This window comes from Acidisarcina polymorpha, from assembly GCF_003330725.1.
GTDB classification, from domain to species: Bacteria; Acidobacteriota; Terriglobia; order Terriglobales; family Acidobacteriaceae; genus Acidisarcina; species Acidisarcina polymorpha.
In genome coordinates this window covers 2,915,629-2,942,492 of the sequence record NZ_CP030840.1, presented here as the reverse complement: position 1 = coordinate 2,942,492, position 26,864 = coordinate 2,915,629, and the positions used below count along the sequence as shown (strand labels likewise).

At 55.7% G+C, this 26,864-nt stretch carries 20 protein-coding genes and 2 pseudogenes; 14 read left to right on the top strand and 8 right to left on the bottom strand.

What is annotated here, in order from left to right:
• Positions 1-184 precede the first annotated feature (184 nt).
• The gene (locus ACPOL_RS12495) at positions 185-1,369 is read left to right on the top strand and encodes a Fic family protein (protein WP_236657436.1); all 1,185 of its coding nucleotides are present in this window, start codon (positions 185-187) and stop codon (positions 1,367-1,369) included.
• A gap of 123 nt (positions 1,370-1,492) precedes the next feature.
• Complete coding sequence (locus tag ACPOL_RS12490; protein ID WP_114207359.1) at positions 1,493-3,205, top strand: alpha-amylase family protein; 1,713 nt, start codon at positions 1,493-1,495, stop codon at positions 3,203-3,205.
• A 5-nt stretch (positions 3,206-3,210) separates the two neighbouring features.
• Here the strand turns inward: ACPOL_RS12490 and ACPOL_RS12485 are convergent, their stop codons facing one another.
• A complete protein-coding gene (locus ACPOL_RS12485) occupies positions 3,211-3,396 on the bottom strand; it encodes a hypothetical protein (protein WP_114207358.1) in 186 nt (61 codons plus the stop codon).
• Between the two features lie 204 nt (positions 3,397-3,600).
• Positions 3,601-4,548 carry a YsnF/AvaK domain-containing protein gene (locus ACPOL_RS12480; protein ID WP_114207357.1) on the bottom strand — a complete coding sequence of 316 codons (948 nt, stop codon included), beginning with the start codon at positions 4,546-4,548 and terminating at the stop codon, positions 3,601-3,603.
• Positions 4,549-4,747: 199 nt separating this feature from the next.
• Here ACPOL_RS12480 and ACPOL_RS12475 point away from each other — a divergent pair, with 199 nt between their 5' ends.
• Entirely contained in the window at positions 4,748-5,002 is a 255-nt protein-coding gene (locus ACPOL_RS12475) for a restriction endonuclease (RefSeq protein ID WP_161557321.1), read from the top strand.
• A gap of 113 nt (positions 5,003-5,115) precedes the next feature.
• On the opposite strand, the gene ACPOL_RS12470 is transcribed toward ACPOL_RS12475, so the two are convergent.
• The gene (locus tag ACPOL_RS12470; protein ID WP_114207355.1) at positions 5,116-5,385 is read right to left on the bottom strand and encodes a DUF4411 family protein; all 270 of its coding nucleotides are present in this window, start codon (positions 5,383-5,385) and stop codon (positions 5,116-5,118) included.
• A 39-nt stretch (positions 5,386-5,424) separates the two neighbouring features.
• Here ACPOL_RS12470 and ACPOL_RS12465 point away from each other — a divergent pair, with 39 nt between their 5' ends.
• The 8 genes from ACPOL_RS12465 to ACPOL_RS12425 all read left to right on the top strand — a co-directional run bounded on the left by ACPOL_RS12465 (position 5,425) and on the right by ACPOL_RS12425 (position 16,963).
• The gene (locus ACPOL_RS12465) at positions 5,425-5,619 is read left to right on the top strand and encodes a hypothetical protein (RefSeq protein WP_114207354.1); all 195 of its coding nucleotides are present in this window, start codon (positions 5,425-5,427) and stop codon (positions 5,617-5,619) included.
• Between the two features lie 980 nt (positions 5,620-6,599).
• Positions 6,600-6,902 (top strand): HNH endonuclease, encoded by a 303-nt coding sequence (locus tag ACPOL_RS33135; protein WP_150132979.1) that lies wholly within the window; start codon positions 6,600-6,602, stop codon positions 6,900-6,902.
• 24 nt (positions 6,903-6,926) lie between these two features.
• A complete protein-coding gene (locus ACPOL_RS12460; RefSeq protein ID WP_114207353.1) occupies positions 6,927-7,943 on the top strand; it encodes an IS110 family RNA-guided transposase in 1,017 nt (338 codons plus the stop codon).
• Between the two features lie 947 nt (positions 7,944-8,890).
• Positions 8,891-10,120, top strand: coding sequence for an epoxide hydrolase family protein (locus tag ACPOL_RS12455; RefSeq protein ID WP_114207352.1), 1,230 nt, complete (start codon positions 8,891-8,893; stop codon positions 10,118-10,120).
• Positions 10,121-10,872: 752 nt separating this feature from the next.
• Positions 10,873-12,798 carry a glycoside hydrolase family 15 protein gene (locus ACPOL_RS12445; RefSeq protein ID WP_114207350.1) on the top strand — a complete coding sequence of 642 codons (1,926 nt, stop codon included), beginning with the start codon at positions 10,873-10,875 and terminating at the stop codon, positions 12,796-12,798.
• A 1,296-nt stretch (positions 12,799-14,094) separates the two neighbouring features.
• Positions 14,095-14,856, top strand: coding sequence for an MlaE family ABC transporter permease (locus tag ACPOL_RS12435; protein WP_236657435.1), 762 nt, complete (start codon positions 14,095-14,097; stop codon positions 14,854-14,856).
• Positions 14,853-15,593 (top strand): ABC transporter ATP-binding protein, encoded by a 741-nt coding sequence (locus ACPOL_RS12430; RefSeq protein ID WP_114207347.1) that lies wholly within the window; start codon positions 14,853-14,855, stop codon positions 15,591-15,593. The genes ACPOL_RS12435 and ACPOL_RS12430 overlap by 4 nt, the downstream gene beginning before the upstream one ends.
• 2 nt (positions 15,594-15,595) lie before the next feature.
• Positions 15,596-16,963: an MlaD family protein gene (locus ACPOL_RS12425; RefSeq protein WP_114207346.1), complete on the top strand. Its 1,368-nt coding sequence runs from the start codon at positions 15,596-15,598 to the stop codon at positions 16,961-16,963.
• 608 nt (positions 16,964-17,571) lie between these two features.
• Here ACPOL_RS12425 and ACPOL_RS12420 read toward each other — a convergent pair.
• The 5 genes from ACPOL_RS12420 to ACPOL_RS12400 all read right to left on the bottom strand — a co-directional run bounded on the left by ACPOL_RS12420 (position 17,572) and on the right by ACPOL_RS12400 (position 24,319).
• The gene (locus ACPOL_RS12420) at positions 17,572-17,970 is read right to left on the bottom strand and encodes a hypothetical protein (RefSeq protein WP_114207345.1); all 399 of its coding nucleotides are present in this window, start codon (positions 17,968-17,970) and stop codon (positions 17,572-17,574) included.
• Between the two features lie 147 nt (positions 17,971-18,117).
• Complete coding sequence (locus ACPOL_RS12415) at positions 18,118-19,557, bottom strand: TolC family protein (RefSeq protein WP_161557320.1); 1,440 nt, start codon at positions 19,555-19,557, stop codon at positions 18,118-18,120.
• Positions 19,558-19,586: 29 nt separating this feature from the next.
• Entirely contained in the window at positions 19,587-21,311 is a 1,725-nt protein-coding gene (locus ACPOL_RS12410; RefSeq protein WP_114207343.1) for an MFS transporter, read from the bottom strand.
• Positions 21,308-22,474, bottom strand: coding sequence for an HlyD family secretion protein (locus tag ACPOL_RS12405; RefSeq protein WP_114207342.1), 1,167 nt, complete (start codon positions 22,472-22,474; stop codon positions 21,308-21,310). The genes ACPOL_RS12410 and ACPOL_RS12405 overlap by 4 nt, the downstream gene beginning before the upstream one ends.
• Before the next feature lie 39 nt (positions 22,475-22,513).
• Positions 22,514-24,319, bottom strand: a complete 1,806-nt coding sequence (locus tag ACPOL_RS12400; RefSeq protein WP_114207341.1) for a hypothetical protein — start codon at positions 24,317-24,319, stop codon at positions 22,514-22,516.
• Between the two features lie 839 nt (positions 24,320-25,158).
• Here ACPOL_RS12400 and ACPOL_RS12390 point away from each other — a divergent pair.
• The 3 genes and pseudogenes from ACPOL_RS12390 to ACPOL_RS36170 all read left to right on the top strand — a co-directional run.
• Positions 25,159-26,193: a cupin domain-containing protein gene (locus tag ACPOL_RS12390; RefSeq protein ID WP_114207339.1), complete on the top strand. Its 1,035-nt coding sequence runs from the start codon at positions 25,159-25,161 to the stop codon at positions 26,191-26,193.
• A gap of 98 nt (positions 26,194-26,291) precedes the next feature.
• Positions 26,292-26,504 (top strand): annotated as a pseudogene (locus ACPOL_RS36175) (hypothetical protein); the annotation flags it as partial.
• Positions 26,434-26,859, top strand: a pseudogene (locus tag ACPOL_RS36170) (hypothetical protein); the annotation flags it as partial. The pseudogenes ACPOL_RS36175 and ACPOL_RS36170, both read left to right, overlap by 71 nt.
• Positions 26,860-26,864: the final 5 nt, after the last annotated feature.

Below are 26,864 nucleotides of genomic sequence, written 5' to 3'. Positions count from 1 at the left end.
CTCGGCCAGCTCCTGACGACGTAGTCCGCAGCCGAGCAGGAGGGCCAGATGAGCATGGTCGCGCTTGCCGATCAGCTTCTACTAGTCCCTTGGGGAGCCCTCCCTTATTAAGGAGACTTTTACTAAGACGAGCCGTTATTTAAGACGTTCGCCTAGCACCTAATTAGTCGGTACAATGGATGGCGTGGACCAGACTGCCCCCGTGAACACGCGTTTAGGTCGTTATGTAGAGACCTCGACAGGCGGCGAGAATGTCCGCGCGTATATTCCTCCAGCGCTTCCACCCTCTCCCCCGATTGACCTCTTGCCGCTTTTAGAGCGCCTGAGCGCAGCGGAGCGAGCACTGGGACGCCTGGACGGCATCACAGTTCTGCTGCCCTCCCACGAACTTTTCCTGTACATGTACGTGCGGAAAGAGGCCGTTTTATCCTCGCAGATCGAGGGAACACAATCTACCCTGACGGATCTACTCCGCTTCGAAACCGATGCTGAGGCAGGGCAGCCTATTGATGACGTTCGTGAGGTGTCGAACTACGTCGATGCCATGATGTTTGGACTCGAAAGAATGAAGGAGCTACCCCTATCGCTCCGCCTGGTCCGCGAGATGCACGAGCGTCTGCTCCAGAGCGGCCGAGGTGCGGCCATGAGTCCTGGGGAGTTCCGGCGTTCTCAAAACTGGATCGGCGGAACGCGGCCTGGCAATGCACTCTACGTACCCCCGCCTGTGCACGAGCTCAACGGGGTGCTGGCTGCCCTTGAGCAATTCCTGCACGAGGAGACCTCGCACCTCCCTGCACTGATCAAAGCCGGCCTGATTCATGTTCAGTTCGAGACTATCCACCCATTTCTGGACGGAAACGGCCGTATTGGGCGGCTTTTGGTGACGCTGTATCTCTGCACGCGGGGAGTCCTCCACAAGCCGCTGCTTTACCTGAGCCTGTACCTGAAGACATACCGAGCGGAGTATTACCGACTACTCCAGGCCGTTCGTGAAGAAGGCGCGTGGGAGGCTTGGCTCCAGTTCTTTCTAGAGGGCGTTGAGCAGACCGCGAATCAGGCCTTTGACGCGGCAATGAGGATAGCCGACCTTTTCCGCCAGGACAGGGAACGCGTCACCGAGCGGGGCGAGCGCGTTGGATCGGCTCTGCGACTCCATGACTTTCTCCAGCGTAATCCACTTGTGACCGCCAACCGGCTCGGGCAAGAGACCGGACTGAGTGCCCCCACAGTGAATGTTGCACTCGCAGACCTCGAGAAACTTGGCATCGTGGCGGAGATGACTGGAAAGAAGCGAGGAAGGGTGTTTGGCTACACCGCCTACCTCCGTATCCTGAACGAAGGGACTACGCCGCTCCCAACGGGCCTTTGATGGCCAGTTCTGCTGCGAGCGAGGCATCATGGCTGCAGACAATCATTGAAGTGAAGGGAGCACGGCCGCTTTGAGACTCTATTCTGGTACCTCTGCAGTAGATCCAGCAAAGGAGAATAGAGCTTGGAAGATCAACAGGCTTTCCCGCTGCCGACTCGGCGGACCATCTTGCGCAACCTTGGTGCCGCCGGCATCGTCGGAATAGCAGCTGGGCACACTCACCTCGCCGAAGCTTCTTCGCCAGAAAAGACTTCAAGCCGCTTTTTTCCTTTGCTCCGACAGCCGGATACTGCGACAGCATTTGCCGAAGAGCTTTCTCCGATTTCACTGGACCGGTCAGGCTCGTCATGGACCGGCCGGGACATAAGCCTGGTTTGCGGACAAAAAGAGACCAGCCTGGAACTAACGCTGACTGCTCCCACCACTCCAATGGTCCGCCTCCATCTGCGCTGGAATTCTCCCGTACCGGCCGATGTAAAGCTGCTCGCCGATGCCTGGGAACGCAGCTACGGCGACATGGGATGGATGCCGATCGTTCCCGAGCGAGCACTTCCCTGGTACTTCCTTATCTTTGACGGCAAAACTACCCACGGGTATGGAGTCAAAACCGGAGCGGGCGCTCTGGCCTTCTGGCAGTGCGACCGCGAAGGCGTCTCCCTATGGCTCGACGTGCGCAACGGCGGCAAGGGCGTTCTGCTCGGTCAACGGCAGATCGCACTCGCAACAGTCGTCGCCCGCCTGGGTCATGCGGACGAGAGTCCCTTTGCAGCAGCGCAAGCGTTCTGCCGAATTCTTTCGCCGACGCCGCGTCTCTCCAAGGAGCCGGTCTACGGCAGCAATGATTGGTATTACGCCTACGGAGACAGTTCCGCGCAAGACATTCTGCGCGATGCCGACCTGGTCGCGGAGCTCGCGCCCGCCTCTGGGCCGAGACCCTTCGTTGTCACCGATGAGGGATGGGAGCACAGCCCGAAGTTTCCTTCTATGCCCGGACTGGCGGCAGAGATCGTTCGCAAAGGTGTTCGTCCCGGGATCTGGGTCCGCCCCCTTCGCGCTCGCGGCGAAAAAGACGCTTCCCTGTTGCTACCCGCAAGCCGATTCAAAGATCATTCTACCGATCTCGCCTATGACCCGACCATCCCTGAGGCAAGACGAAAAACGCTCGAGACCATTCGGCTGGCGGCTGAATGGAAATACGAACTGGTAAAGCATGACTTCTCCACCTACGACCTGCTCGGTCAATGGGGCAACGACATGGGGGCCTCGCCCACAGTGCATGGCTGGAGCTTCCACGACCGCTCCCAGACCAACGCGGAGATTATTCGTGATCTCTATGAAGACATCCGCAAGGTTGCCGGAGACCAGACCATCCTCGTCGGCTGCAATGTTGTCGGCCATCTCAGCGCCGGGATCTTCGAACTCCAGCGCACCGGCGACGATGTCAGCGGGAAAGCCTGGGAGCGTACGCGCCGCATGGGCGTGAACACGCTGGCCTTCCGCCTCCCCCAGCACACGACTTTCTTCGCCATGGACCCGGACTGCATCCCGATTACCGAGGCCATTCCCTGGACGTTGACCGAACGCTGGCTCGACGCGGTCGCGGCGGCCGGCGCATCCGTCGTGATCTCGCCCCGCGCAGGCACCATGGGCGCCCCGCAGAAAGAGGCTGTACGCAGAGCCTTTGCGATCGCGGCCAAAGCTGGGACAGGAGCAACCCCCATCGACTGGCTGAACTCGCGCACCCCGGAAGAGTGGACACAACCGAAAGGCGCTGGATCCGCGAGCGCACGCTATGAATGGCTCGAAGCCGGCGGCGCGAGTCCCTTCCCAGCCTAGATTTCCTAGTGGATGCTTTTCATCTTCCGCTGCATGTAGTCCATCAGCAGATACTCGCCGAGCGTGTCCGGGGTGGTGAAGTAGGCCTTGCCCCGGCACATCGAGCTAACCTTTTGCACGAACTGAATCAGGCCTGCATAGTGTTTGTCCCATTTTTGAAGAAAATACGGGTTAGCCTCGAGTCTGCTCAACTATCTCACTCTGGATCTAGTGCACCTATCGGTGGAAAATCGAAGAGGCGCTCGGCACACAATGTCGCCTTGCCCATGAGGGGTCGCGTCCGGCAGATCGGTGACCGACAGATTAGACCGGCCACACGAAGCGCGCCTCGATTAACTCCAGTTGATACAACGGGCACCTGAGGGGGCACCCTTTTTGGCTGTCAATCCCAAGCGTTAGGTGCTGCGCTTGGTCTCATCCTCGACGACAAGTTCTTCGTGGCTGACACTATCGCCGACGCTGCGGACGCCTTCTACGGTGCGCTTGCCGACCGCGACCTCTTCGCGGACGATAGTGTGCTTATCAGCAGAGGCCACTTCTTCGGTCAGCGGAATGCGGATTTCGGAGCATTCTCCGACCTGACCCTGCGCTGTGGTGGAGCTGGTTGGCGAAAAGCGTTCGATGACCAGCTCGTCGCGGGTAACCGGCACTTCGATGGTTTGAGTTTCGGTGATCACTTCCTTGCGGATACGGACTTCGCCGCGGCTAATGCGATCTTTGTGGACACGCAGGACTTCTCCAAGGAGCTGAATGCGCTGTTGTCCTGAGATTGGTGCGCTATCGGCTTCAGCGTAGTCGTAGCTCGAGGAATTGTTGCCCAGATCGCCACCACTAGCTTCGAGGATCTGTTCAGCTTCTGCTTCGCGACCTGCAGCCGAGACGGTGACGATGGCTCCCTGGTTGCCCCTGCCAAAGCGCGACCCGAAGTATCTCGACCGCTCCTCGGGAACTGACATTCCGGAGAGTGAAGAATGAATGTCTTCAGAAGAGTAGTCGCCGTAATCAGAGGTGATTTCATGGCTGGCGAAATCACCCTTGCTCTTCTCGTCCGCGCAGGGCTCAACGGCGTCTGAGCTGAAAAAGTTTTTTACCTTGTCCCAGGCGCTGCCGGCGGCTGCACCGACGGCATGTCCGGTGGTGTGCGCGGTGTTGTCGCTGGAGCCTACGGGATCAAGCTTTTGATCGGCGGGGGCTGAAGAATCGGCCGCACTGCTGGCGCGCGAGGCCACACCGATTTGGTTGGAAGTAAAGCCTGCGTTTAGCAGCGCGCCGACAGCGGATTCGGCGACGGATTCGGTGTCGAAAAAAGCGGCCACAATATTGGGGCTACTCGTATCTGGCATAGAAAAATCCTCTCGGTGGCGATATGGGCGTGGAAGCCCGGAGCTGCGCTACTGCGGAGATGATGGAAACAAAGCGGGAAGTTGTCTTAAGATTAGGTCGACAGCACAACTTGCAGAATGGGCTACCTTCCGTGGTATTCTTCGCACTGCCTGCACGCAATCAAGTACTTATACTATGTGCGTCCTTCCAAATGAAAGGTTGCATCGACTATTAGGCGGCGTGCGGCGGCATCGGGTCATCATTCAGTGCAAGCACTGGCTGTCGAAAAGCGTCGGCCCTGGCGACGTGAGCGATGTGCGGAGTCAGATGGAGCTTTGGCAGCCGCCGCGTGTCGATGACCTAATCATTGCGACGACATGGCGCTTCACAGTGGATGCTATCTCTCTTGTTGAGCAGCATAACCAAGCCGACCGCGCCTTGCATATTCACATGTGGTCAGACAGTCATCTCTAAAAATTGTTGGCAGCGCGACCACATCTTATCGATGAATTTCGCTTAAGACAGAGCCGCTAGGAAATTGGCCAAGAGTTCGTATTTTCTAGCTTGAAGCAAAAGCGCTTTGAGGTCTAGCCGACCATCCATTTTTCCCGGCGGATGAGATCGAGGACGCCGATCGCGGTCATGCCCAGCTCGTTACACACGTCCGGGATATTCGGCCTCGACATCGAGCCGGTCGGCTTTTCATCCGTCACCAGCTGAAGGCCCTCGACCCGCGCCAGAGCGATGACGAACGGATCGGCCGAGGTGCGCAGCTTGCGTTCGCCGACCAGGCGCGGCAATTGGGCGAGGACCTGCGCCGCCTCGATCTGCACGGCGTCATCGAGTTCCTGGAACATCGCCCGCCGCTCCGGCAGGTAGAAGACAGCGAGGGGAAAATGATATTTCGCCGCGAGGCACCGCAGCTGATTGAGCGACGGCGCGCCGTCCCCAGCTTCCCACGCCTCGATATCCCCGGCCGTACGTTCGCGGCCTTGGCGGCGTCCGCAACCGTCACCTTGGCGCGGTTTCGAGTCCAGACGAGCAGTTCGGGTTTTATCAAGGCCTTGGTCGCCACGGCGTTTGTTCCTTAAAGGGTTGGCGGCTGTAGCGGCCGGCCGTTCTTAAGCGTAGCCATCCCGGCTCCGTTCCGCAACGTTTAGGCCGGCTTGGCTAGGCCCCATCTTCGACCAGCTGCCCGAATATAATGTTAAACACTTAAACTGCTAAACGCTTAAGTGGGTCCACTAACATAGTTCCCCTTTTATTCGCCTATCCTGTCTCAAAGTCAGGAGGCGAGCAATGGGAGGCGAACGCAGCTCAACCACACGGCAGAGAATCACCGGCAAAATCTGTTGCGCCTGCGATTGACCTCTCGATCCTCCTTACCCGAACACAGTTCGCTGGGCTACCAAACGCCGGAGCAGTTCCGGCAGAGAGCAGGCTATGCAAATGTGGAAGGCCAACCACGCCTCCCACATTTACACAGCCACCACGGCGGCTACGGAGTTTTTCCAAAGCCAAACCTAAACCGAATCTCCAGTTATGACTGGTTGAGAAAAACGGGGCAGGTCACCTCAACGAGTGCTTTCGCAGCAAAGACGAGGTCTTCGAAGACTCTCGCTTCGAACAAGCTATCTGCCCCAGCATCGATCATGATCTCTTGTTTTCTCCGCGCCACCATCCGGTAGCTCTGCACCATCTGAGGGACTGTAGGACGTGGACCATTACGGCGGACAAAATGCGTTGCACAATTCACGCATCACCCCAGAGACGGTCCCATCATGAATGTTCGGATCTGTTCCGCCGAGGTCGCTAAGGGATCGGTCGACCCGAGGGCGCTCAGTTTCACAGACAAACCATGTGTGAAGAGTTGGATTGAGTTTAGCCCAGGTGACAGTCAGGCCAAGCTCAAACGGCATGTTAAATCTGGGGATCCGTGGAGTTCTTCGTGAGACCTCAACGCGGGAGAGGTCGTGGATTGAATATCGGCAGCTTTGGATGAGTCCAAGAATGCGATCAAGTCGCCGTTCACCTCCCAGAACACCGAGTGTAACTCGCGGGTTACAGCCGGGTGCGGGCCGATGAAAGACACTTTGCCGGACTACGCGATCGGGTGCTCGCCCGGGACCGTCATACCTGCCAGGGCTGCCAGGCGACGTCGATCTCGACCGTCCTCGCCGTCCATCATCGCCAGCCGGGGGTCTCCTCACTTGAACTTCTGGTCACCCTCTGTCCGGCCTGCCATGCCTTAGTCGAACGCACCCAAGTGCTCTTTCGCGATGTGCCCGAACTTCTCCGGCGCCTCTGGCGGGAGCTCCATCCGGCGGCGAGGGGCCCGAGCTTATGTAATGGTCCGCCGCTCGCTACACTCTGAAGTTGCGTTCAGGAGGAGACCGTTATGGCTATTCGTACCGTTGGAATCGATGTTGCAAAATCCGTCTTTCACCTCGTCGCTCTTAATGAGAAGGGCTCCGTGGTAGTGAAGAAGAAGTTCTCGCGACCTCAGTTGCTGGTGTACACGGCGAACCTGAGGGCGGAGGTGATTGGGATGGAGGCTTGCTCCGGATCACACTATCTGGCTCGCATTCTTGCCAGCCAAGGCCACGATGTCAGGCTCATGCCGGCGGAGTACGTGCGCCCGTATGTGAAGTCGAACAAGAACGACTTCATCGATGCAGAGGCGATTGCTGAGGCGGTGTTGCGGCCTACCATGCGCTTCGTTCCAATGAAGACGGAAGAGCAGCTCGATCTGCAGGCGCTTCACCGCGTGCGCGAGCGTTGGATTCAACGCAGGGTGGCGCTCACCAATCAGATCCGTGGATTTCTGCTTGAACGCGGTCTTCCGATACGGGTTGGATCCGAACATCTTCGAAAGAATTTGCCGGCGGTCTTGGAGGATGCGGAGAATGGACTGAGCGACCGTTCACGCACGATTCTGTCAGCACTCCGAGAAGAGTGGGAAGAGCTAGAGGCAAAGATTGGCAATGTGACGGAGGAGATCGGCCGTATCTCCCGATCGAACGAATCGTGCAAACGTTTGACGGGTATTCCCGGGATCGGCCCGATCATCTCCACCGCTCTTGTCGCAGCAGTGGGCAATGCAGCAGCTTTCCGGACAGGCCGTGATATGGCCTCTTGGCTGGGGCTTGTTCCGCGGCAGCACTCCTCAGGTGGTAAGGCGAAGTTGCTGGGTATAAGCAAGCGGGGAAATCAGTACTTGCGGAAAATGCTGGTTGAGGGCGCTCGAGCCGCATTCGCACGACTAAACCGATCTCAGCATAGCTTCGGTCCCTGGATGGACGAGCTTGCAGTAAGGAAGCATTCCAATGTGGCTGTTGTGGCACTGGCCAACAAGCTGGCTCGTATCGCATGGGCCATTCTGACAACCGGTCAGCAGTACCGTCCCGCTGCGTAGAAGTGGTGGAAATGATGCAAATCGCTAGCGCGATTCACACATTCCCACCACACGGCTGCTACTGTATTTAATTTTCCCCTCGGTATTGCGCGCAGAAGAACTGATGAGAGAACAGGTCAAACCGGCCCGCTCGTAACCTGTCCCAAGGCAAGGCATTTTAATGCCGGCGAGCTTGTAAGGTAGAGAGGGGCGCGGAGTACATCATGGCCAGAAGCGAAAGCTTCACCTATAGGCCGAATACATTGCCGCAGGCCACTTCATCTCATCTGGGCTTTATGCTTGCAATTAGGCGGCGGACCATACATTGCCTCGGGAGAGGAGGCGGTCGAGAGTCCATCGAAGAACGAACGTGTTCGCTGTTTCCCGCGGCGCAGCGGCGTGAGCTGTTCTTACACCCCATGGAGGGCCAAGTGGTGGGACGCGGAAAAGGTGGTCATGCTCCAGTTGAAAGTGCCTATCTCGATACAGCAGCCTCGGACAGCATAGAAATCTGCGTCAACATAGGTTGCCAAGCTTTGGGGAATGGCTGTTGAAGTGGGTTAAAGGCCGCACCGTTTGGTTGTAAGGTTCTACCGAGGTGGATGCGCCGAATGGCCCTCGGCCCCGTTTGAAGAAGGGCGACCCGGTGATCGTCCAAGGTTATCCATATTCGCCGAATTGGATCGCCCACTTCACCCCTAAGCATCCATGCTGAATAGCTGAGGAGTGCGACAACGGTTTCGTCGTCTTGGAGTGAAAGTACTCACTACACCAGCCCCGAGCGAGGTTTGATGAGTGCCTCGGCCTGAAGTCGAGAATCAAAATCCAGAGTATGCGCTCCCGACGAGGGCCGCCTGGAACCTGAGCTATAATCTGGCGACGTTTGGCGATGACCTCGAATTCGCTGCAGCGCTTCTATTTCGCTATCGGGCCGCAGAGGATAGATTTAGGCAGGTCCGAGGAACGGCATGACAAGATCAGAAATATCCCCAGGGTCCAGCATCCTCCCGTACAAAATCGATGTCGCCACGGCTAGACTCGACAACATTCGTGACCGCGTTCGCGCGTTTCGGTGGGATGCCTGGTGTGAGCCCGCCGACGCGGGAGACTGGCGGTATGGTCCACCCATAGCGTTCATGCGTGAGCTCTGCACCTACTGGCTCAACCATTACGATTGGCGCCAGCAGGAGCGCGCCATGAATGCGTCACCTCAATTCATCACTCGTATCGACGAGGTTGATATCCACTTCATCTATGAACGAGGGTCGGGTTCAAACCCTGCCCCTCTGCTCATTGCGCATGGCTGGCCATACTCGTTCCACTCGTACGATGGCATCGTCGATCAGCTCGCGCATCCCGAGCGACACGGAGGGCGTGCTGAAGACGCGTTCAGCGTCGTCATTCCGTCCTATCCGGGATACGATTTCTCGAGCCGGCCCCAGGAACCGATGGAACCGCTCGCCATCGCCTTTCTGTTCGACAAGCTGATAGGACGGCTCGAATATGACCGCTACATCGTGCACGGCGGCGACTGGGGAGCCCACATTACAAGCCTCCTGGGCTTTCATCTTTCCGACCACGTAGTGGGCATCCACTCCACCGCACTGGTTTTGCGCGAAGCGGGCGCTCAGCAGCTCACGGGTGAGGTGCCCAACGATGCCAGTGAGGAGGAGCAGGCTTTCGTGGCCATGGAGTACGCGATCTGGAAGCGGGAAGGGGCCTATTCGCAGTTGCACGCGACCAAACCCGCTAAGCTCAGCTACGCGATGATGGACAGTCCAGTCGGCTTGGCTGCCTGGATCGTCGAGGCGTTTCACGCTTGGTCCGACCGCAATAAGCGCAGCTTTGCCGAGCTGTTCACGTTTGATCAGTTGCTGACCGAGGTCATGCTCTACCTCGTGACGGACGCTTTTCCAACCTCGATATGGATCTATGGCGCGGCGAAGCGGCACGAGATAACGACGCTTCCACCCGGCCAGAGGGTGAACGTGCCTACAGGGCTGGCAGCGTTTCCCGATCCTGTATTCCCTATGCCTCCTCGTCAGGTTGCGCAGCGATCGCACAATGTGATGCAGTACACCGAAATGTCCTCTGGGGGTCACTTTCCCTTCTACGAAGCACCTGATCTTCTCATCAAAGATCTTCGCGACTTTCGCAAACTCGTCCTGCCAGTTGTACTGAACAGGACCCCTTCATAGAGAACGGAAAGTCACATATCATGGCCTAAGCCGCCGAACGATGCTCCGAGCCGGAATCGGCTTTCTGAAGGACGCGAACGGCGTCTTGAGGATGGACCACTCTGCTATGCCGACTGGAAAAGATTGTGCAGACATTCGAAGGCAAGCTCAACCGAGGGCGGCTGCGTTCTCCCGTTACCGTAATTAGATTGTCAAGGATTTGACCGAGCACAAGGTTCTTCACACCTGTAAAGATTAAAGAGTGCGTCTGGGCCCACTTGCCACTGTCTCCGCCCTGCATAGCGATTCGTCGCAGAGGGCCCAACGATCACCGGACCACATCTTGCTCTGATATGCGAGTTGGAAAGCCATCCCGGGAAGAACTTGTGAGAAGTTGAAAGTCTCTCAAGCCCGTCCGAAGCAGCGGATCGCCAAGACGACCCGGGCATCCAGAAGCGAAAGATTCGACCAGACATAACAGGAACTAACTGTTAGATCACCTCGCAACGCTTCACCTACTTTCAACCTGCCATTATCATCCCTTCATGCCAAACCGACGGTGTGCAGGGCAGCTCTATGAAGCGGGCTTCGATTGAGCTTACTAGGCTGTACCTCATAGGTCCTTCCCGAACTCTGATGAGTGTCGGCACAGACCTATAACGGACGCTTAGAAGAGGCACCAGAGTTACCCCTGGACTCGTCGGGCACTAACAAGGAAACGGACTTGCAGCCTGCGGCAGCTTCTCCGCTCACTGCAAAACAGCGGAGAGTCAGTGCTTATAGAAGAGTATGCGTTAATCGGAGACGGAAGAACGGCTGCACTTGTTGGACGCGATGGATCCATCGACTGGCTTTGCTGGCCCACTTTTGCTTCGGCAGCTTGCTTCGCGAAGCTTCTAGGTTCCGAACAAAACGGCTTCTGGAAGCTGGCCCCTACGAACCCTAAATGGAAGGTTGCGCGTCGCTACCAACCGCACACACTAATATTAGAAACCTGCTTCGAGACTAGCACCGGCTCTGTGCAAGTGCTGGATTACATGCCCGTACGGAGTGCCCATTCGCAGATAATCCGCACTGTGAAAGGTTTGAGTGGCCGGGTTAAGATGCTCGGTGTGTTGGCCTTGCGATTCGACAATGGAAGCGCCGTGCCGTGGGTCACTCGGACAAAGCTAGGTATGCGCGCAGTAGCCGGGCCCGACGCGGTAGAGCTTCAGACCAACGCTCCGTTGGAGGGGAAATCGCTTCGAACAGCTAGTGAATTCATCGTCGGGCAGGGTGAGTCTGTAGACTTTGTGCTTACTTACAAAGGTTTTGATGGATACCGTGCAAGGTCTAGCGGTGCTCCGGTGCACGTGCAAAAAGCCTATGATGAGACCCGGCGACTCTGGACGACGTGGGCGGAGAAGTGCGCCTATGACGGACCGCATCGTGAGATGGTGGTGCGCTCGCTGATTACATTGAAAGCTCTAATCTATCGTCCGACTGGCGCGATTGTGGCGGCCCCCACGACCTCTCTGCCGGAGGCAATGGGCGGCACACGAAATTGGGATTACCGATATTGCTGGCTGAGAGACACAACTTTCACGCTGCTTGTGCTCATCAATAGTGGGTACAAACAGGAGGCACGCGATTGGATGGATTGGCTCCAACGAAGCGTAGCAGGAAGCCCCGAACAGATTCAAATCATGTATGGAATCTCCGGTGAGCGCACGCTGCTCGAGTACGAGGTCTCTTTACCAGGCTATGAGAATTCTGCGCCGGTTCGCATCGGCAACGCCGCCGCCCAGCAATTACAACTAGATACTTATGGTGAGGTCCTGGATGCATTCTTCTGGACCTACGCTTCGCTCGGAGATCGCAATCGATCTAGGGACTTCCGCCTGCTTCGTCGTATCGTCGAACATCTCGAGACTCTCTGGGAGCAAGCGGATGAGGGGATATGGGAGGTTCGCGGTGGTCCTCAGCACTTCACTTACTCCAAGGTCATGACATGGGTGGCCTTTGATCGGGCGATTAAGATTGCCGAAAAGGTGAGCTTTGAGACGCCCGTAAAGCGTTGGAGACAAATAAGGGATACCATCCACGCGGAAGTGTGCACGCGGGAATTCGATCCAAGTCAAAATAGCTTCGTGCAGCATTATGAAACGAAGCAGCTAGACGCCTCTGCTCTCCTCATTGCACTTGTCGGCTTTCTTCCTCCGCAGGACCCTCGAGTCCTTGGAACCATTTCGGCCATCGAGGGAAAGTTAATGGAAGGCGGCTTGGTAATGCGCTACGACAATCGAGAGTCGAATGATGGACTTCCTGACGAAGAAGGCAAGTTCCTCGCCTGTAGCTTCTGGTTGGTCAGCAACCTTAAGCTAATTGGCCGCGATGAAGATGCGCGGAAGTTGTTTGAGAACTTGCTGAAGCTTGCTAACGAAACAGGCCTGCTTTCAGAGGAGTATGACACTGCACGCAAGCGTCTGGTGGGCAACTTCCCGCAGGCGTTTAGTCATATCGCTCTTGTCGGAGCAGCCTACCATCTAGCGGATGCTGGGAAACAACGTCAGCAAGCAAGTGTCGCCAGGAACACTGGTCTAAAGCCTTCGACAGCAGTACGGCTCAAAGGACGTCGCAAAGCTGCCGGTCTGGTTCTTAGGGAAGCTCAAGGGCTTAGCAACACGGCACATCCTGAACCGTCGTCAAAGGAAGAGTAGCCCCAGATCGCCTTGCAGCTATTCGCTGGTAACAATTTTACGCTTGATCATGAATAAGAACGAGAAGGAGGACACCCCACATGGCCTCAGCTTCTTCATCAAAGATCGATGAAGTTACAGCCTGTTTTCCTGATGACAAGAGTGCGTCACTCGCACTGAAGGAGTTGATCGATCTCGGTGTGCCTTTGAGCGATGTTTATGTGGATTGGGGAGAGCAGATGCGGCCTTCACCTATACCGGTCGAGCATTCCTCAGTCTGGAGCCGTATTCACGATCATTTTGTTGAGCCAAGCGGGTCTACACATCACGCGAAACACCGAAGAGTCGCGGTAACTTTTGCCAAATCAGCGCAACACCCCCAAGTGTTCGCAATTCTCCAACATCATGGTGCAGAGAGATGTGATCGCGAAAGCCATCGTTCTCCGGCTTATTCCCGATCTCCGTTCTAGTCGACCAGAGCTTCAAAGCAAGTCGGGCGTAAAACCGTGATGAGAGATGTTGTGCGGCAGCCATGTAGACACAGTTCGTACCTGATACCTGAAGTGCCCAAGAGACTGAGGAGTACCGGTATGCAAAAACCGGAAGCCTATTGGCAAAGATACGTGACGCTTTTAGGAGGTTCCCTATACGTGTGGCGACGCCTACCCGAGGCGGATCTTTATACGGCGGAGTTCTTGCGAGAAGCGAAATAGTGTGTGCCAAAGATGATTTCGAACTAAGCTGCTGCGGAGAACGAGCATCGGCGTTTGTTGAGGATCTCGGGATTGTCTTCCTTGATCCCAAATGGCTTGTGAGAGCTGATGTGCTCGAGCCTTCACTGAAGGAGACAGGATGGAAGGGACAGTGAAGGCGGAAGAAGCAGCCTTACCGCCTTTCGTAATCAAAAGAGCCCTATAAACAGTTTCTGAGCTGAGACGGTAGGGAACACTCAAGACGTATCGATTATTCAGTGGAAGAGGATGACGAAATAGAAATCAACCGCCACGGCGGCATTGCTTTCTCTTCACGCAGTGCCCATGGCGGCCTTCGGATAAGTAGGGCAACCGCTTGCTTCATAACGACGTATCTAGGCTTAGGCAATCCCATCGATGTGTCACCTCGCTTCTCTTAAGATGTTTTCGCGAGATTAGTTCCGAAGGCAGATAGCTCTATGTGTTGCTCACACGGACCTGTGTAAGTCGTCACAGCTGATGACCGTCCCGTAAGACACTGCGATCGCAAAATGCAGTCGTAATCCGTGACTCGATTCTGCAACGAGATGACCCGCAACCGACTCGTGAAGCCGATGAGGTGATTGTGAAGGAATTCCTGGAAGTCGCTGGCGACCTGATATTTTTTGCCGTCGCTTCCCTCCGTAGCGGGTTGCGGCCGCCCTACGAGTGGCGTCAGCTGGCGGTACAGATTGCGGAGATCGGCTGGCGCTCATTGCCGCTGGTAGTCGCATCTGGCTTCGCGATCGGTGTGGTCACGACCCTGCACACGCGGAGCACGCTCGTTCAATTTGGTGCGGAAGCGATGATACCGGGTCTGCAATCGATGTCGTTCTTCAACGAGCTTGGACCACTTGTAACAGGTTTACTCCTCGCGGGAAGAGTGGGGGCTGGTATTGGAGCGGAGCTCGCAAACATGCGGGTTACTGAGCAGATAGACGCGATCGAAACGCTCTCCGTTGACTCGGTTAAATTCCTCGTAGTTCCGCGGATCGTGGCGTGTGCTATGGCGATGCCTCTACTCACAACATTCGAGAATGCCGCAGGTCTGGCCGGCGGATATGTGGCTGAGGTCTTCCGCTCTCACATCTCTGCGAAACTTTATCTGAGCGAGGCGTTCAAGTCCGTTGAGATGGCAAACTTCGTTCCGCCTACCTTAAAGACGACTGTCTTCGGGCTGCTGATCGGAATCGTCTCCTGCTTCTTTGGCTATACCATCAATGAGGGCTCCGCTGGCGTTCGACGAGCTGCAACCACAAGCGTCGTTGTCTCTTCTTTGCTGATCATCTTAAGCGACGTGATCCTGGTAAAGCTGATCTTCTTTCTTTTTCCGGAGCATGCCATATGAGCGAAGGCCCAGTTGTTGAATTCTGTCACGTGTCGAAGCGGTTTGGTCGAAGGAATATTCTATGTGACGTATCGTTCCAGGTAGGGAACGGTGAAGCCCTTTGCATTCTGGGACGAAGCGGCGTGGGCAAGAGCGTGACCCTGAAGCTCATCATCGGGCTTCTGAAGCCAGACATGGGTGATGTGTTCATCGAGTCAGAAAGCATCGTGCAGTTCAATGAGGAAGACCTCACCAGAGTTCGTCGAAAGATGGGCTTTCTATTCCAAAGTGCCGCTCTTTTCGATTCCTTCAGCGTTGCAAATAATCTGGCTCTTCCCCTCCAGCGGTTAGAGAAAAACAAGTCAGCGGACGAGATCAAGAGACGGGTCGATGAAGCTTTGCAGCAGGTGGGCTTGGCGTCCGATAAAGAGAAAATGCCGGTGGAACTCTCGGGAGGCATGCGGAAACGCGCAGGACTAGCCCGCGCTCTTGTCCTCAATCCGCGCATCTTGTTGATCGATGAGCCAAGTAGCGGACTTGATCCGATCACAGCTTCCGAAATCGACGATCTGCTTCTAAAGATTAAGCAGGAACGGCATACCACCATGATTATCGTGACGCATGATGTTCGAGGAGCTAGGCGTGTTGCCGATAAAGTGGCCGTACTCGATGAGGGTGCGTTGGTCGGCTTTGGTTCCTTCGCGGATTTGGAGCACAACGAGAACGACACGGTTTGCAAGCTACTTTCGGAGTCCTGATCATGAAACCTTACCGTGCCGCGGTTGCGGCTTTTGTCATTCTGGGCACACTCTTATTTGGACTCGGCCTTTTTTTAATCGGAGATCATCATAAGGCGTTCGGCCATCAGATGAACCTCTACACGGAATTGGCGAATGTGAATGGCCTCATCTCGGGTGCGCACGTTCGTGTATCCGGTTATGAAGCCGGCCAGATCACGCAGATTGAAGTTCCGAGTCATCCCAACGGCAAGTTTCGCCTGAGACTACACATTGACGACAAGCTAAAAGCGCTTATCCGCACTGATTCCATGGTGACGGTTGAGACGGACGGGCTTGTTGGAGACAAGTTCCTGCTCGTACATAACGGAACCGATGGCGCAAGTGCGGTCGCCGAGGGTGCAACGTTGCAGAGCAGAGAGCCACTCGAACTCTCTGCCATTATGCAGAAAGTAAGCGGCACGATAGATCAGGCTGATGCGACCATGGGAGACGTCCGTGCTCGCCTGGATAATGCGCTCGACGCGATCACCCATACCGTCAACAACACGAATGGGATCGTGACCGGCATACGGGAGGGGCATGGCCCGGTGGGCGCCTTAATCACGGACCAGCATATCACCGACGACCTAAAGGGAACGATGGCCAACACACGTCAGGCAACGGCCACCCTGGAAGGAGTGTCTGTCCGGGCAAGTCAGATGGTCACTGATCTCCAGTCGCGCGACCTGGTCGGCAAAGCAGATCAGTCCATGGACAACATTCGCGATGCATCGGCGCAAATCGATGAGTCGTCCAAGCAGCTCAACATCAACTTGAGTGAGGCCCTGGGACCCGATGCCGCAGGCCGTACAGCAGGCGAGAATCTCCAGGGGACACTCGCAAACGTCAACACGGCTACCAGCAATATGGCCGACGACACTGAGGCTCTGAAACATGAGTTCTTCTTTCGCGGGTTCTTCAAAAAGCGTGGCTTCTATTCGCTTGAAGATCTGACCCCCGAAGACTACAGAAATAGCGCTTACTTTCGGGTTCAGACGAAAGCCCGCGCCTGGCTTCCAGAAGCGGATGCTTTTGCGATTGACTCGGGTGGACGGCAAGTGCTGACTGGGGCTGGGCGGCAACAGATCGACGCCTTTGTGGGGCAAGAAGGAGCGACCATCCTAAACTCGCCCATTGTGGTCGAAGGCTATTCAAAGGCACAGTCATCGTCCGATCAGGTTATTGAATCGCGTGAGCGGGCTATTCAAGTGAGGGACTATATCGAAAAACACTTTCATCTCAGCTCAAAGAGTGTCGGGATGATCGGTTTACAGTCCACTCCATCGGTGACCTCCGGCAAGAGTTCTTGGTCGGGCGCTTGTATTGTGGTCCTCGCCAAACTTAAATGAACAAGTTCATCTAGGACGGGGTCATCAATGTCATAGACCGAGTTTTCCAGTTGTTACTTCGCGGTGAGCTTTCGCCTAAAGGCTCTCCATGCGATCGTGCGCTTCACGAGGATTATGATGCCAACGCTCGGACGCCGCTCCTAGCGTCATTGATCATCAGTCGGTTTTCTTAGAGACGGTCATCTCAGTTGGTTTGTGCGGATCCAGGCGAAATATTTGAGCTTCGATGTTTGAAGTGCGCTACCAGATCTGGAGCGAATTCAAGGAATTCTGCTCCAATCATGCCCTCAACAATGACGACCGCTCCGTTGTCAAGCGTGCTTGGTCACGCATAGGATCCTCAGGCTCTATTTGTCTTGCCGCAATACTTCTGTAGCGTCTTAGGCGCAAGCTCGTAGTTAGCTACAAAACAGCACATTTGGAAAAGCATGCATGGTTCAGCCATCACGAATTTAACCTATGATGCCACGGAGTTCCTGTCTATTCCACATCATGTGGGTTATCTAACTGTTAGCACCAGACGACCTTCGTAACCGATTGCTCTTACCAACGAGATCCCTGGATTAGCCAAACTGCTCAAGCGGAAGAACTCAGCTGAGGATCAGCGGCTACTCTTGCGCGACGACAGTGGCAGTCTTTTCTGCGGCACGTTCAAGGGCTGTCCTCAGAGTTTCGGCATTGAAGGGGAATGTGATGAGGTCTGTTCCTCCGGAATCGAGTACACCGGACCATCGAGCGAAGTCAACAGTTCGCCCATACACAAGAAATGCCGGACGACTCATGTACTGGCTTAAGACACCATTTATGATCCAGGCCTCCCCATCAGGGCATTCAGCTGGAAGCAAGATGATGTCTCTGAACCCAGGCGCAGGTGGCACCCTCGGAAGGTCGGTAAGTTTCTCCGCCAGGTAAACCTTCACCTCTAACGAATGTAGAAGGCCAACCAGATCTCCTTGGGCGACTATCTCTGCCAATGCTATGACCCTGATCTTCTTAAGATCTACCATCGTGCTGTTCCTCTGAAGCAGACAGATTCAGAATCGAATACGTTTAGTCTTCTCGATGATGGACCGTTCTGCCGGTTGCTCATGCAATACACTTCCTTTCGAACCTTCTCTGTAGGCATCCGCCTCAATGCGGCACCCGGCTCCTACCTACCGTGGTATTTCACCTAGAACTCGTTTTACCTGGCTGCGCGCCAATGAAAGGTTCAACTCTGCCTCACGCTCAGACACCTCCGCCTCTGCAAGCTGAGCGTGTGTCATGTCCCGCTCAGAGGCCAATATCTCGCCATGTGCATAGCTCGAATCGGCGACTCGCACCCCTTCACCACGCGCGAGGACAGCCTGTTGCTTAGCCGTGAGATCAAGCTGCGCATTCTCTACATTGTCGTAAGCTGTCTCGATGGAGACTGTCGTTGACGCGCGCACGTTGGCGAGATTCTGCTGTGCTTCAGCGAGCAGTGACTTCTGGCTGCGCACTTGCGCTCGCGTGGCTCCGCCGTTAAAGAGGTTGTAGCTAAACTCACCCTGAAAGACCCCGTAGTTGCGCACGAGGAGCGCAATTCCGACTTGGTAACTGTGATGCGTGCTGATAGTCAGGTCCGGGATAAACGCGTCCTCAGCTACTCGCACCTCAGCCTTAGCTTTCTCGACTTTCTTCTCGGCGATAAGCACCTCAGGTTGTCCAGCAAACGCTAGTCGTACAGCTTCGTCACGGGTTGGAAGCGCGTCGACGCTGAGCTCGGCCGCTTTTAGATTGACCAGCCGGAAACGGCTATTAAGCGGAACTCCCATGACGTTGTTTAACTCAAGCCGATCGTCCCTTTCTGCGTTGCGAGTCTTCAACGCCGCACTTTCTGCTTGCAGCAGGTTGGCAAGAACGACGAGTTCTTTGACTGGCAACGCGGAGCCTTCTCGAACCTCGGCCCCTGCTTCCTGGTCGCTCTTCTGAAAAGTAGCGACTTCCTCCTCAGCGGCTCGAACCTGAGACTCTGCGTCTAGGACCTGATAGTACAGTTGGCGGACCTGGATGGCTGTGTTCTCGCTTTTATCCTCGACGTTGAGCCGCGCTGTTTCGACATCCATCTTTGCCGAGTGGTTCATGGCGTGCGTTGCAAAGAGCTGCAGAGTTGGCTGGTTGAGATAGGTTCGGCTGGCATAGGTGAGATGCGCCCCCTGATCGATGATTATGGTCTCTGCTGGTATAGGTCCTGTAGCCGGGAAGACTCCGAGCGACGCGCGTGGCAAAACCACTCCCTCCCGTTCGGTGAGATACGTGGCATCAGAGTTATTGGTCAACTTTGGCAGGTACTGTGCTCGAGCTTTCGCTTTCAGTGCTTCGAAGTGTTGCACGTCGAGCTTCGCCACTTCGAGTTCGCCGTTGTGTTCCAGGGCAAGGTCGATCGCTTGATTCAGCGTAAGCTCACGCTCTGCCGCGGGGGCCTGAGCGGCCGGTATGTTTTCCGGATTGATCGCCTTCGATTGTCCGTCGGCAGGAGGAGACAGCAGTAGGAGCCCTACGAGGCCCAAACAGCAGAGAGTGAGGGACAAGCAAGGCACAGGCCTGCAAGTGAATTCCTTCAGTTGATACATCCATCCGTTCTCCGGCAGCATAGGCATCTCTATTGCTCATCCTTCAGCAAGTCCTTAAATTGAAGCGGCTCGCGTCCGATCAACGCTACTAATACCAGGGCTATCGCAATCACCAGGGCTTCGAGGATGTAGGCGTCTTCAATCGTAAGGGTTACGGTTTGCCTCTCAGCGCGGTTCGCCAACAGCGCCCCGGTTAGCGCCAGGGACGATCCTGCGCTCGGACTCTGCATGGCAATGGTCCTGGTCATGCCAAGCAACTGCGTCGCTGTCGCGGCACGACTCGTATTGACGAGGTCGGCCAGCCTGCTGAAATGAAAGCGAAAGCGCGCGAAGAGGAGGTATCCCATAAGCGTCGATACGATCTCACCACCGAACAGCCGAACGGTATGGAACCATGCCACGAAGGTCAACGTATCGATCGGTTGCTTGACCGCACCGGAATTCACAATTTCCAACACGATGCAGCCCACCAGGCTGACGACCGAGATGGCTGCGCCCACTCCGATGAGAAGCTCGGTTGGGAAAAAGTTTTGCCGCGACCATAGCGAGGTGAGTTCGTTATCCCAAAGGCAAGCTGAACCGGTGAGCAGAAAACCAAAGGCCAGCAAGAGGCGTGGGTCCACATACTTCATGAAGACGGCGGCCAGCACTCCGCAGAGAAGCGAAGGCAAGGCGACCCAGGCCAACACCGACCCGGTCTGTAAAGGAATAAAGTGTTGCGCGGTGGAAAGGAACGTCGGTACAAGCTGCGCGGAAGACAGCAGACTGAACCGGAGGACGCACAGGCAGATGCTGAGCAGCAGGATATTGCGCCGGAAAATGAAACGAAGATCAACGAGCGGGTTTGGCTGCAAGAGATGGCTGATCAGGGACGCAAGCAGCAGAAACGCGCCCGCCGCCGCTAGCGCAGCTACTCCGCCTGAGGTCCCCCAGTTCAGTCGTACCCCTTGACTGAGAAGAAGAAATAGACACACCAATCCAAGACTTGCATAAACGAAGCTTTGCCATGAGGGCCGAAGCTTTGCAGTGTCGACGCTGGACGTAGGATCGGACGGAATTCCGGCTTGTACCAGGGCCCACATACCCAGCGCCATAAGAGCCGGCTGCCAGTAGATCCAATGCCACGAAAGATACTGCATGTACCAACCTTCCAGCAGGGCGGCGACGTGGAGAGAACTCACCACGTCGAAGCCATACGCGGCGATGCCGAAGAGAAACAAGGGCCTCGGAAGGCTTCTCGCTACAAAGGTCAGGGTGAGTGGATAGAAGCTGCCACAGCCCAGGCCTGCAATGGCTAAGAGCGTGAGCATAATCGGATAAGACGTTGTCAGACCGAGTAACAAAGCTGAGATTGCCACGGTCGGCGCTGCGACCAGCAGCACCTTTCGAGGACCCAGAAGCCCGCCAATGTAGACCGTCATGGGTCCAATGAACATCTGCCCCGCGTTGTAGACCGCCGCAAGCCAAGCACCCTGATCTTTGCTCAGGTGCTGAGCTCCTTCAATATCCGCCAGGCCTATGCTTATAAATTGTCCTAGAAGGACAGAGGTGCTCAGGCCGAGCATAACCGCGGCGATACCAAGCCATGGAACCCGTTTCTGCTCCTGAGACTGCTCATCGCCCTGCTTCGGCTCCGTATCCTGCTGTGGCTGTGATCTTTCTGACTGTGCGTGGCGATCTTCCGCCGCTTGCCGCGACGCAGTTGCCTCCGGTACATCCTCCGCCGGATTGTTCCCGCTGCGCGACGTGCTCAATGTCTTGCCCCAGAAGCGTGTATGTAGACCTCTGCTGACAGGCCGGGCTGCAGCTGGTTTGCCGAAACGCTTCCCGAATCGATTGCCACCTTAACCGGTAGCCGCTGCACTACCTTGGTGAAGTTTCCTGTCGCGTTTTCAGGGGGAAGTAGCGACCCAGCCGCACCACTGGTGGGGGCAATCTCCATCACATGGCCATGGAAGGAGTAAGAAGGCATCGCATCGATGTGAATGTCTGCCGCGTCGCCAACACGCATGCCGGCCAACTGTGTCTCTTGGTAGTTAGCTTCAATCCATGTGACCCCTTCCACGAGCGAGATCACTTCAAGTCCGGGTGAAACGAGCTGGCCCGGGAAGACTTTTCGTTCCCCCACCCGCCCGTCTGCCGGCGCGTAGATTTTCGTATAATTCAACTGCACCTGCGCTGTGTCAACTGCAGCCGCCCTTTCGCGGATGCTAGCCCTATAGTCTTCATCCTTGCTGTTCAGCAGTTTCAAGGTTCGTTCATCTCCCAGCACCGTCGCACGAGCTTGCTGAACCGTCGCAGCCGCTTTCATCCGGTCGCTTTCCGCCCCATCCAAATTCGCGTGGGCGCGGCGGCTGTCTGCGACTGCCTTTTCAAGCGTCTGGCGTGTTGCCGCGTTCTCCGCGTAGAGAGCCTCCTGCCGCTGACGCTCCTCATCGGCTCGAACTACCTCCGAATTGGCAGTTGCGACGTTGGCCGCTGCCGTAGACTCGGCGCTGACAGCCTCCTCCACCTGTTGCTGAGCGGCAGCGATTGAAGCTCTCTGCACCTGCTTCTGGACTTGATTGTCCTGCAGGGCGGCGTTAGCGGCGTCGAGACTCGACTCAGCTTGGTCAAGCTCAGACCGGTAATCTTTATCGTCGAGTTTTGCCACCAATTGACCGGCACGAACGGTCTGATAGTCATTAACGTTCAAATCGTGCAACGTGTCAGAGATGCGTGTGCTCAATGGCACGATGTTGGCCCGCACATACGCATCGTCGGTCTTCTCGGTCGCCGCGCTCGACTGCCAATACACCCAACGCCGCGCGATGATCGCGAACAGAGCGCCAGCCGCAACTAAGATCAACACTGGGATAATGAAGCTTCGCGGCTTTACGCTCACAGATGGCAATCCCCCTTGCTTACCAAGGATCATGTCATTTCCTAGTGCATCAATGGAGTGAGGTAAGGCTAGCTAACTGTTAGCCCAGCCGGTGCCTGGCCCTCGCGAAACTTGGTTGGCGTGGCTAATGATGGAATCGCCTCGAAGGTCTTGGAGTTTAGGGTCAATTGCCAGCCAGCAAAGTTGCGGCTCCTGTTGAGCGACAGCAACTTTGAGAAAACTGCGGCAGGCTTCCCGGTCACGGAGGGCCATGCAAAGCCGAGCCTGATACGTACTGCTCACCAAGGCATCTTGGCTCAGTAGCTGAAAACGATCAACCAGTTCTCGAGCTTTGTCTGTTAACCCCGCAAGGGCCAGGATTGCGGCTAAGTCTGACAGCATGGCGGAGCTTGGATCTGAGTTCCGCAGGATCGTGTCAGCCAAATTAGCTGCATCGGCCTCCCTCCCCTTGCGAAGCAACAGTTCCGCCTCGAAAAGAAGCACCTGCGTAGGAGCAGGGCCGTACTGAATCTCTTCTCGAAGAACATCGGGTTCGTCGTTCGGATGCCAAGTCAAATAGCGCAACCGCGCTGTCGAAACTCGCTGACGATGGGAGAATGGATCCACACGACGGGAATTTGTAAGCTGGATCGCAGCATCTTCGAATCGACCGAGGGTCATTAGCTGGTCGGCATACGCTTGGCGGATGTTCGGACTTTCTCTCAAGGTGAGGGCATGTCGAAATGCTTCTTCTGCCCCCTCGCCGTTGAGCTCCAGGAGGTGAGAGCAACCCATCGCAGCATGAGCTTCTCCCATTTCTGGATCGAGCTGCAGGGCCCTTACGGCTGCGATCTTTGCTTCTTGCAATTCCTCTGGTGTTAATCTCTCTCCAAGTAGAGCCAAAGAGTAGTAGCACTGAGTCATCCCACATTGAATACGCGCAGATTGAGGCTGGCGCGCAGCTAAGTTCTTAAACTTGAAGATTGCGCTCCGCAGCGACGCAGATGTACCTTGATCCATCGCTGCTTCCGCGCTGAGTATCTCAGGGAAGGTTGAGAGACAGACTGTCGGGACTCTCGCCTGCATATGGCGCAAGACAGATTCGTGGGGTCCAATTCGTGCCATAATGGCCGACGCGGTCTGCTCTTCCAAAATCATAAGGTCGTTCTTGTTGGTGGTAAAGTCGAACCTTTCTGACCAGGTTTCAAGCCCGGAGGGATGAACACCTGTTACGGAAACCCGAACATGCGTTGCATCTTTGCGAACGCTGCCGGTGATGACCTGATCAACGTTGAGAACGCTGCTCAAGAGCGCCACGTCTGAAGTGCGCGAATGTACCAGAGCAACAGATTGCGAGGCCATGACGCGACACCCATCCGTCGAGGTAATGAGAAAGATGAGATCATCCGTGATGCCGGCAGCGATAGCCGCGGCTTCACTATCCCCTTTTTGATGCCTAAAAGGGAGAACCGCAATGGTGACGCCCGGAGACGTTTCGTTCGGGGCTGCCGCCGTCTTTTCGGCTGGCATTTTGGTCGTGTCTGAACGACGTTCGCTCCGCCGAAAGATCGGCTGGTAGTTTCCGGTGCGATAGTAGATGAGGACCTCGTCCTCTAATCCCTCGGTATCGTAATATTCTTTGAGTTTATTGCGGAGCCGCTTTGCTTCGGTACGTACGATCGAGTCCTGGCTTGGATAATACGGATGGCGACGATCGTAGACGTCCGTCCCGATCACATATTCCTTGAGCTTCTCGCCTTCGCCCCGCATCGCCGATTCAACTGTATAACGCAGGAAGCGGCATAGGCGAGGGGAGTTTCTAAAGGTCGCGCTCTCGCAGAGCCGCTCCAACTCGGTGGCTATTGCCTGACTGGATACTTCTTCTTTGGCACTATTCATACAGCTTCCCTAATTGAGCTCGACGCATGGTCAGGAACTATACATCGTGGAAGCTTATCCCAATTTCGCGATGTTGCAAATTCACTGACAATCCTCGGGGCAGAGCAATGTCGCCTCGTGATCGTGGAACACTGCTATGTCATCGGCTTATCTCCAGAAAGGCTCGATTGAAAGAAGCGTCTTCACTGTGCTGGTGGACGGGCGACGATCTATCCCAACATTGGGTTAAGATCGGCTAATTGTAGGTAAGCTTTGAAAAAGCCGATCCGCGTTCCAATGCATGATCTTCTCTAGACTGGTGTCATCCACAAGTTCAGAGATCGCAAAGGCGCGCGCCCATCTGGAGGCGTGAACAGACGGTCGTCATAAAGATGATCCTTAAACTCGTATGGTTGCTCTGCCCAGGATAAGGATGCGGGGCCTTCAGCCAATTCCACCTAATTGTTCCTGCCCAGGCGCGCAGGGAAATGCAGCCGACCAGATCGCTCAACAAAAGCGAAAGTAAGGCGCCTATGCGCAACGCGACGGGCACATCATCCATTGCGATTTGCTGGGTAGTTCACCCGCTGTTGCGTGCCCGCAAATCTGTTTCGCAAGAAAAGAGCTTCCTGAGAGTCCTCAGTTTCTTCATGTTCTCACCTAGGTCACCGGTGGTGGCGTCAACTTGCTTCTCCTACTGTCCAGCATTGGGATGTAAGATGAATTACGTATTCCAGTGAGCGCGACTCTAGTTTTTAGCAACCTATGTTGCACTTCAAGTGATTATCCATGAGCTCGCCTAAGCGCCACATTTGGCTGCTAATTGAGACGAATCCTGAAGGTGGGTACGAAAGGACCGAGTGAACGAGCCGATTTCACCATATGTACTCACCAATGAAAACAGCCCAGCTTTTTGGCTCATCGATAATCTCTGGATGCCCTTGGCGGGCAGTTTCCTGACAAATGGCAACTTCTGCTTCATGGAGCAGGTGTGCGGAACAGGTATTGGTGGTCCTCCTACTCACAGTCACCCTTCGGACGAGGGGCTCTACGTTCTTGAAGGTCATTGCACGTTCAATGCCGGTGGCGAGACGGTAAAAGCCGGGCCGGGTACTCTGGTTTCGGTGCCCCGGCTTGTCGAACACAGCTTCACTGTGGATGCCCCCAACTCGCGTCTTCTAAATTTCTACACTCCTGGTGGATTCGAAATGCTGCTCATGAGCCTTGCTATGCCTGCAGCAGAGCGTAAACCGCCGGTACCAGGATCGACTCCAATGCCTCCTCGATGGATGGTTGAGGAGTGCTCGCGCGAATTCGGCCAAATCGCTGGCGTGGCCCTGCCGTTTGCGGATCCCCCAACCAAAGAGAACATGGTGACGAAGCCGAGCACCGTCAATCCAATCAAGCCTTACGGGGTCAATGTGAACAACGCTCGGGCCTACTGGTCACAGGGCGTTCTGTGGACCATTCTCGCGACAGCCGAACAGACGGGAGGCTCCTACTCACTGATGGAAGAATTTTGCCCGAAGGACGCGGGCCCACCGCCACATACTCATGAGCAGGATGAGGTGATCTATGTAATCGAGGGCGAACTCACGATGATCGCAGGAGGAACGAGATTGAATGCTAAGGCCGGAGCTCTCGCATACATTCCTGCTAGGTGTGTTCATAGTTTTCGAGTGGACTCGCATCAAGCAAGACTTCTCAATTTTTACCTACCAGGAGGCTTCGAGCGCGTCATTACCGAATTCGGAGTCCCTGCGAAGTCTCGAGTGCTCCCGCCTGCAGACCTCAAGCAATCGGGGACTGATCAGCAGATGACGGCTTTGTTTCAAAGGGTAGGAATGCAAGCCGTTGCCCTCCCCGATTCACTCCGCGATGGCAGCCGCAAATAGCTCGCTTTCATCTTTACTCAGAACAGAGGGATGGGTTCGCAGATGACGAGATACACACGCCGCCGGTGCTCTGTTTACGGGAGTCTGCGCGGGTCTCTATGCTTCACTACCTGACGTGGCGCGAAGCCAAATGGCTACTGGAGGAAAAGTGGCAGATGGCCCCTCCCATGCCCAAGGCAATGGGGGAAGTGGCAGGCGTTACTGTGGACCGGAGCTTGTATGTGTTTGGCGGTCTGAACGATGCTGCTGGGGAAGTCCCATATGGAGCCGCGTTTCGATTCGACTCTGAAGGTTCACACTGGTCAACGCTGCGTGACATGCCCATGCCTGCACATCACCTCATGGCATCCGCGCACGACGGGAAGATTTACATCTTCGGAGGATTTACTCTCGGCGGCCAACCAAAGATGTCGTGGCAACCAACGGATGGTTCATGGGAGTACACTCCCGGCGCCAACACATACAAGCGTCTTGCTCCCCCTACCACGTCCACATGGCGCCGGCTATGCGGTGACAGTAGGGGACAAAATCTACGTTGTTGGTGGAGTCAGTTCAAGTGTGGATGGCAGCACTGCAAAGCCGATCCCCCTCGCGACTCCCGGCGGCCAGACCGTTACGGGATTCGTCGACGAATACAATCCTAGAACCGACACATGGAGACAAAGGGAATC

Bases quoted from the DNA above. Each gene is read 5' to 3' on its own strand.
- ACPOL_RS12480 (WP_114207357.1), bottom strand. From the start codon at position 4,548: ATGCCAGATACGAGTAGCCCCAATATTGTGGCCGCTTTTTTCGACACC.
- ACPOL_RS12470 (WP_114207355.1), bottom strand. From the start codon at position 5,385: ATGTTCCAGGAACTCGATGACGCCGTGCAGATCGAGGCGGCGCAGGTC.
- ACPOL_RS12465 (WP_114207354.1), top strand. From the start codon at position 5,425: ATGATATTTCGCCGCGAGGCACCGCAGCTGATTGAGCGACGGCGCGCC.
- ACPOL_RS12460 (WP_114207353.1), top strand. From the start codon at position 6,927: ATGGCTATTCGTACCGTTGGAATCGATGTTGCAAAATCCGTCTTTCAC.
- ACPOL_RS12455 (WP_114207352.1), top strand. From the start codon at position 8,891: ATGACAAGATCAGAAATATCCCCAGGGTCCAGCATCCTCCCGTACAAA.
- ACPOL_RS12430 (WP_114207347.1), top strand. From the start codon at position 14,853: ATGAGCGAAGGCCCAGTTGTTGAATTCTGTCACGTGTCGAAGCGGTTT.
- ACPOL_RS12425 (WP_114207346.1), top strand. From the start codon at position 15,596: ATGAAACCTTACCGTGCCGCGGTTGCGGCTTTTGTCATTCTGGGCACA.
- ACPOL_RS12420 (WP_114207345.1), bottom strand. From the start codon at position 17,970: ATGGTAGATCTTAAGAAGATCAGGGTCATAGCATTGGCAGAGATAGTC.
- ACPOL_RS12415 (WP_161557320.1), bottom strand. From the start codon at position 19,557: ATGTATCAACTGAAGGAATTCACTTGCAGGCCTGTGCCTTGCTTGTCC.
- ACPOL_RS12405 (WP_114207342.1), bottom strand. From the start codon at position 22,474: ATGATCCTTGGTAAGCAAGGGGGATTGCCATCTGTGAGCGTAAAGCCG.
- ACPOL_RS12400 (WP_114207341.1), bottom strand. From the start codon at position 24,319: ATGAATAGTGCCAAAGAAGAAGTATCCAGTCAGGCAATAGCCACCGAG.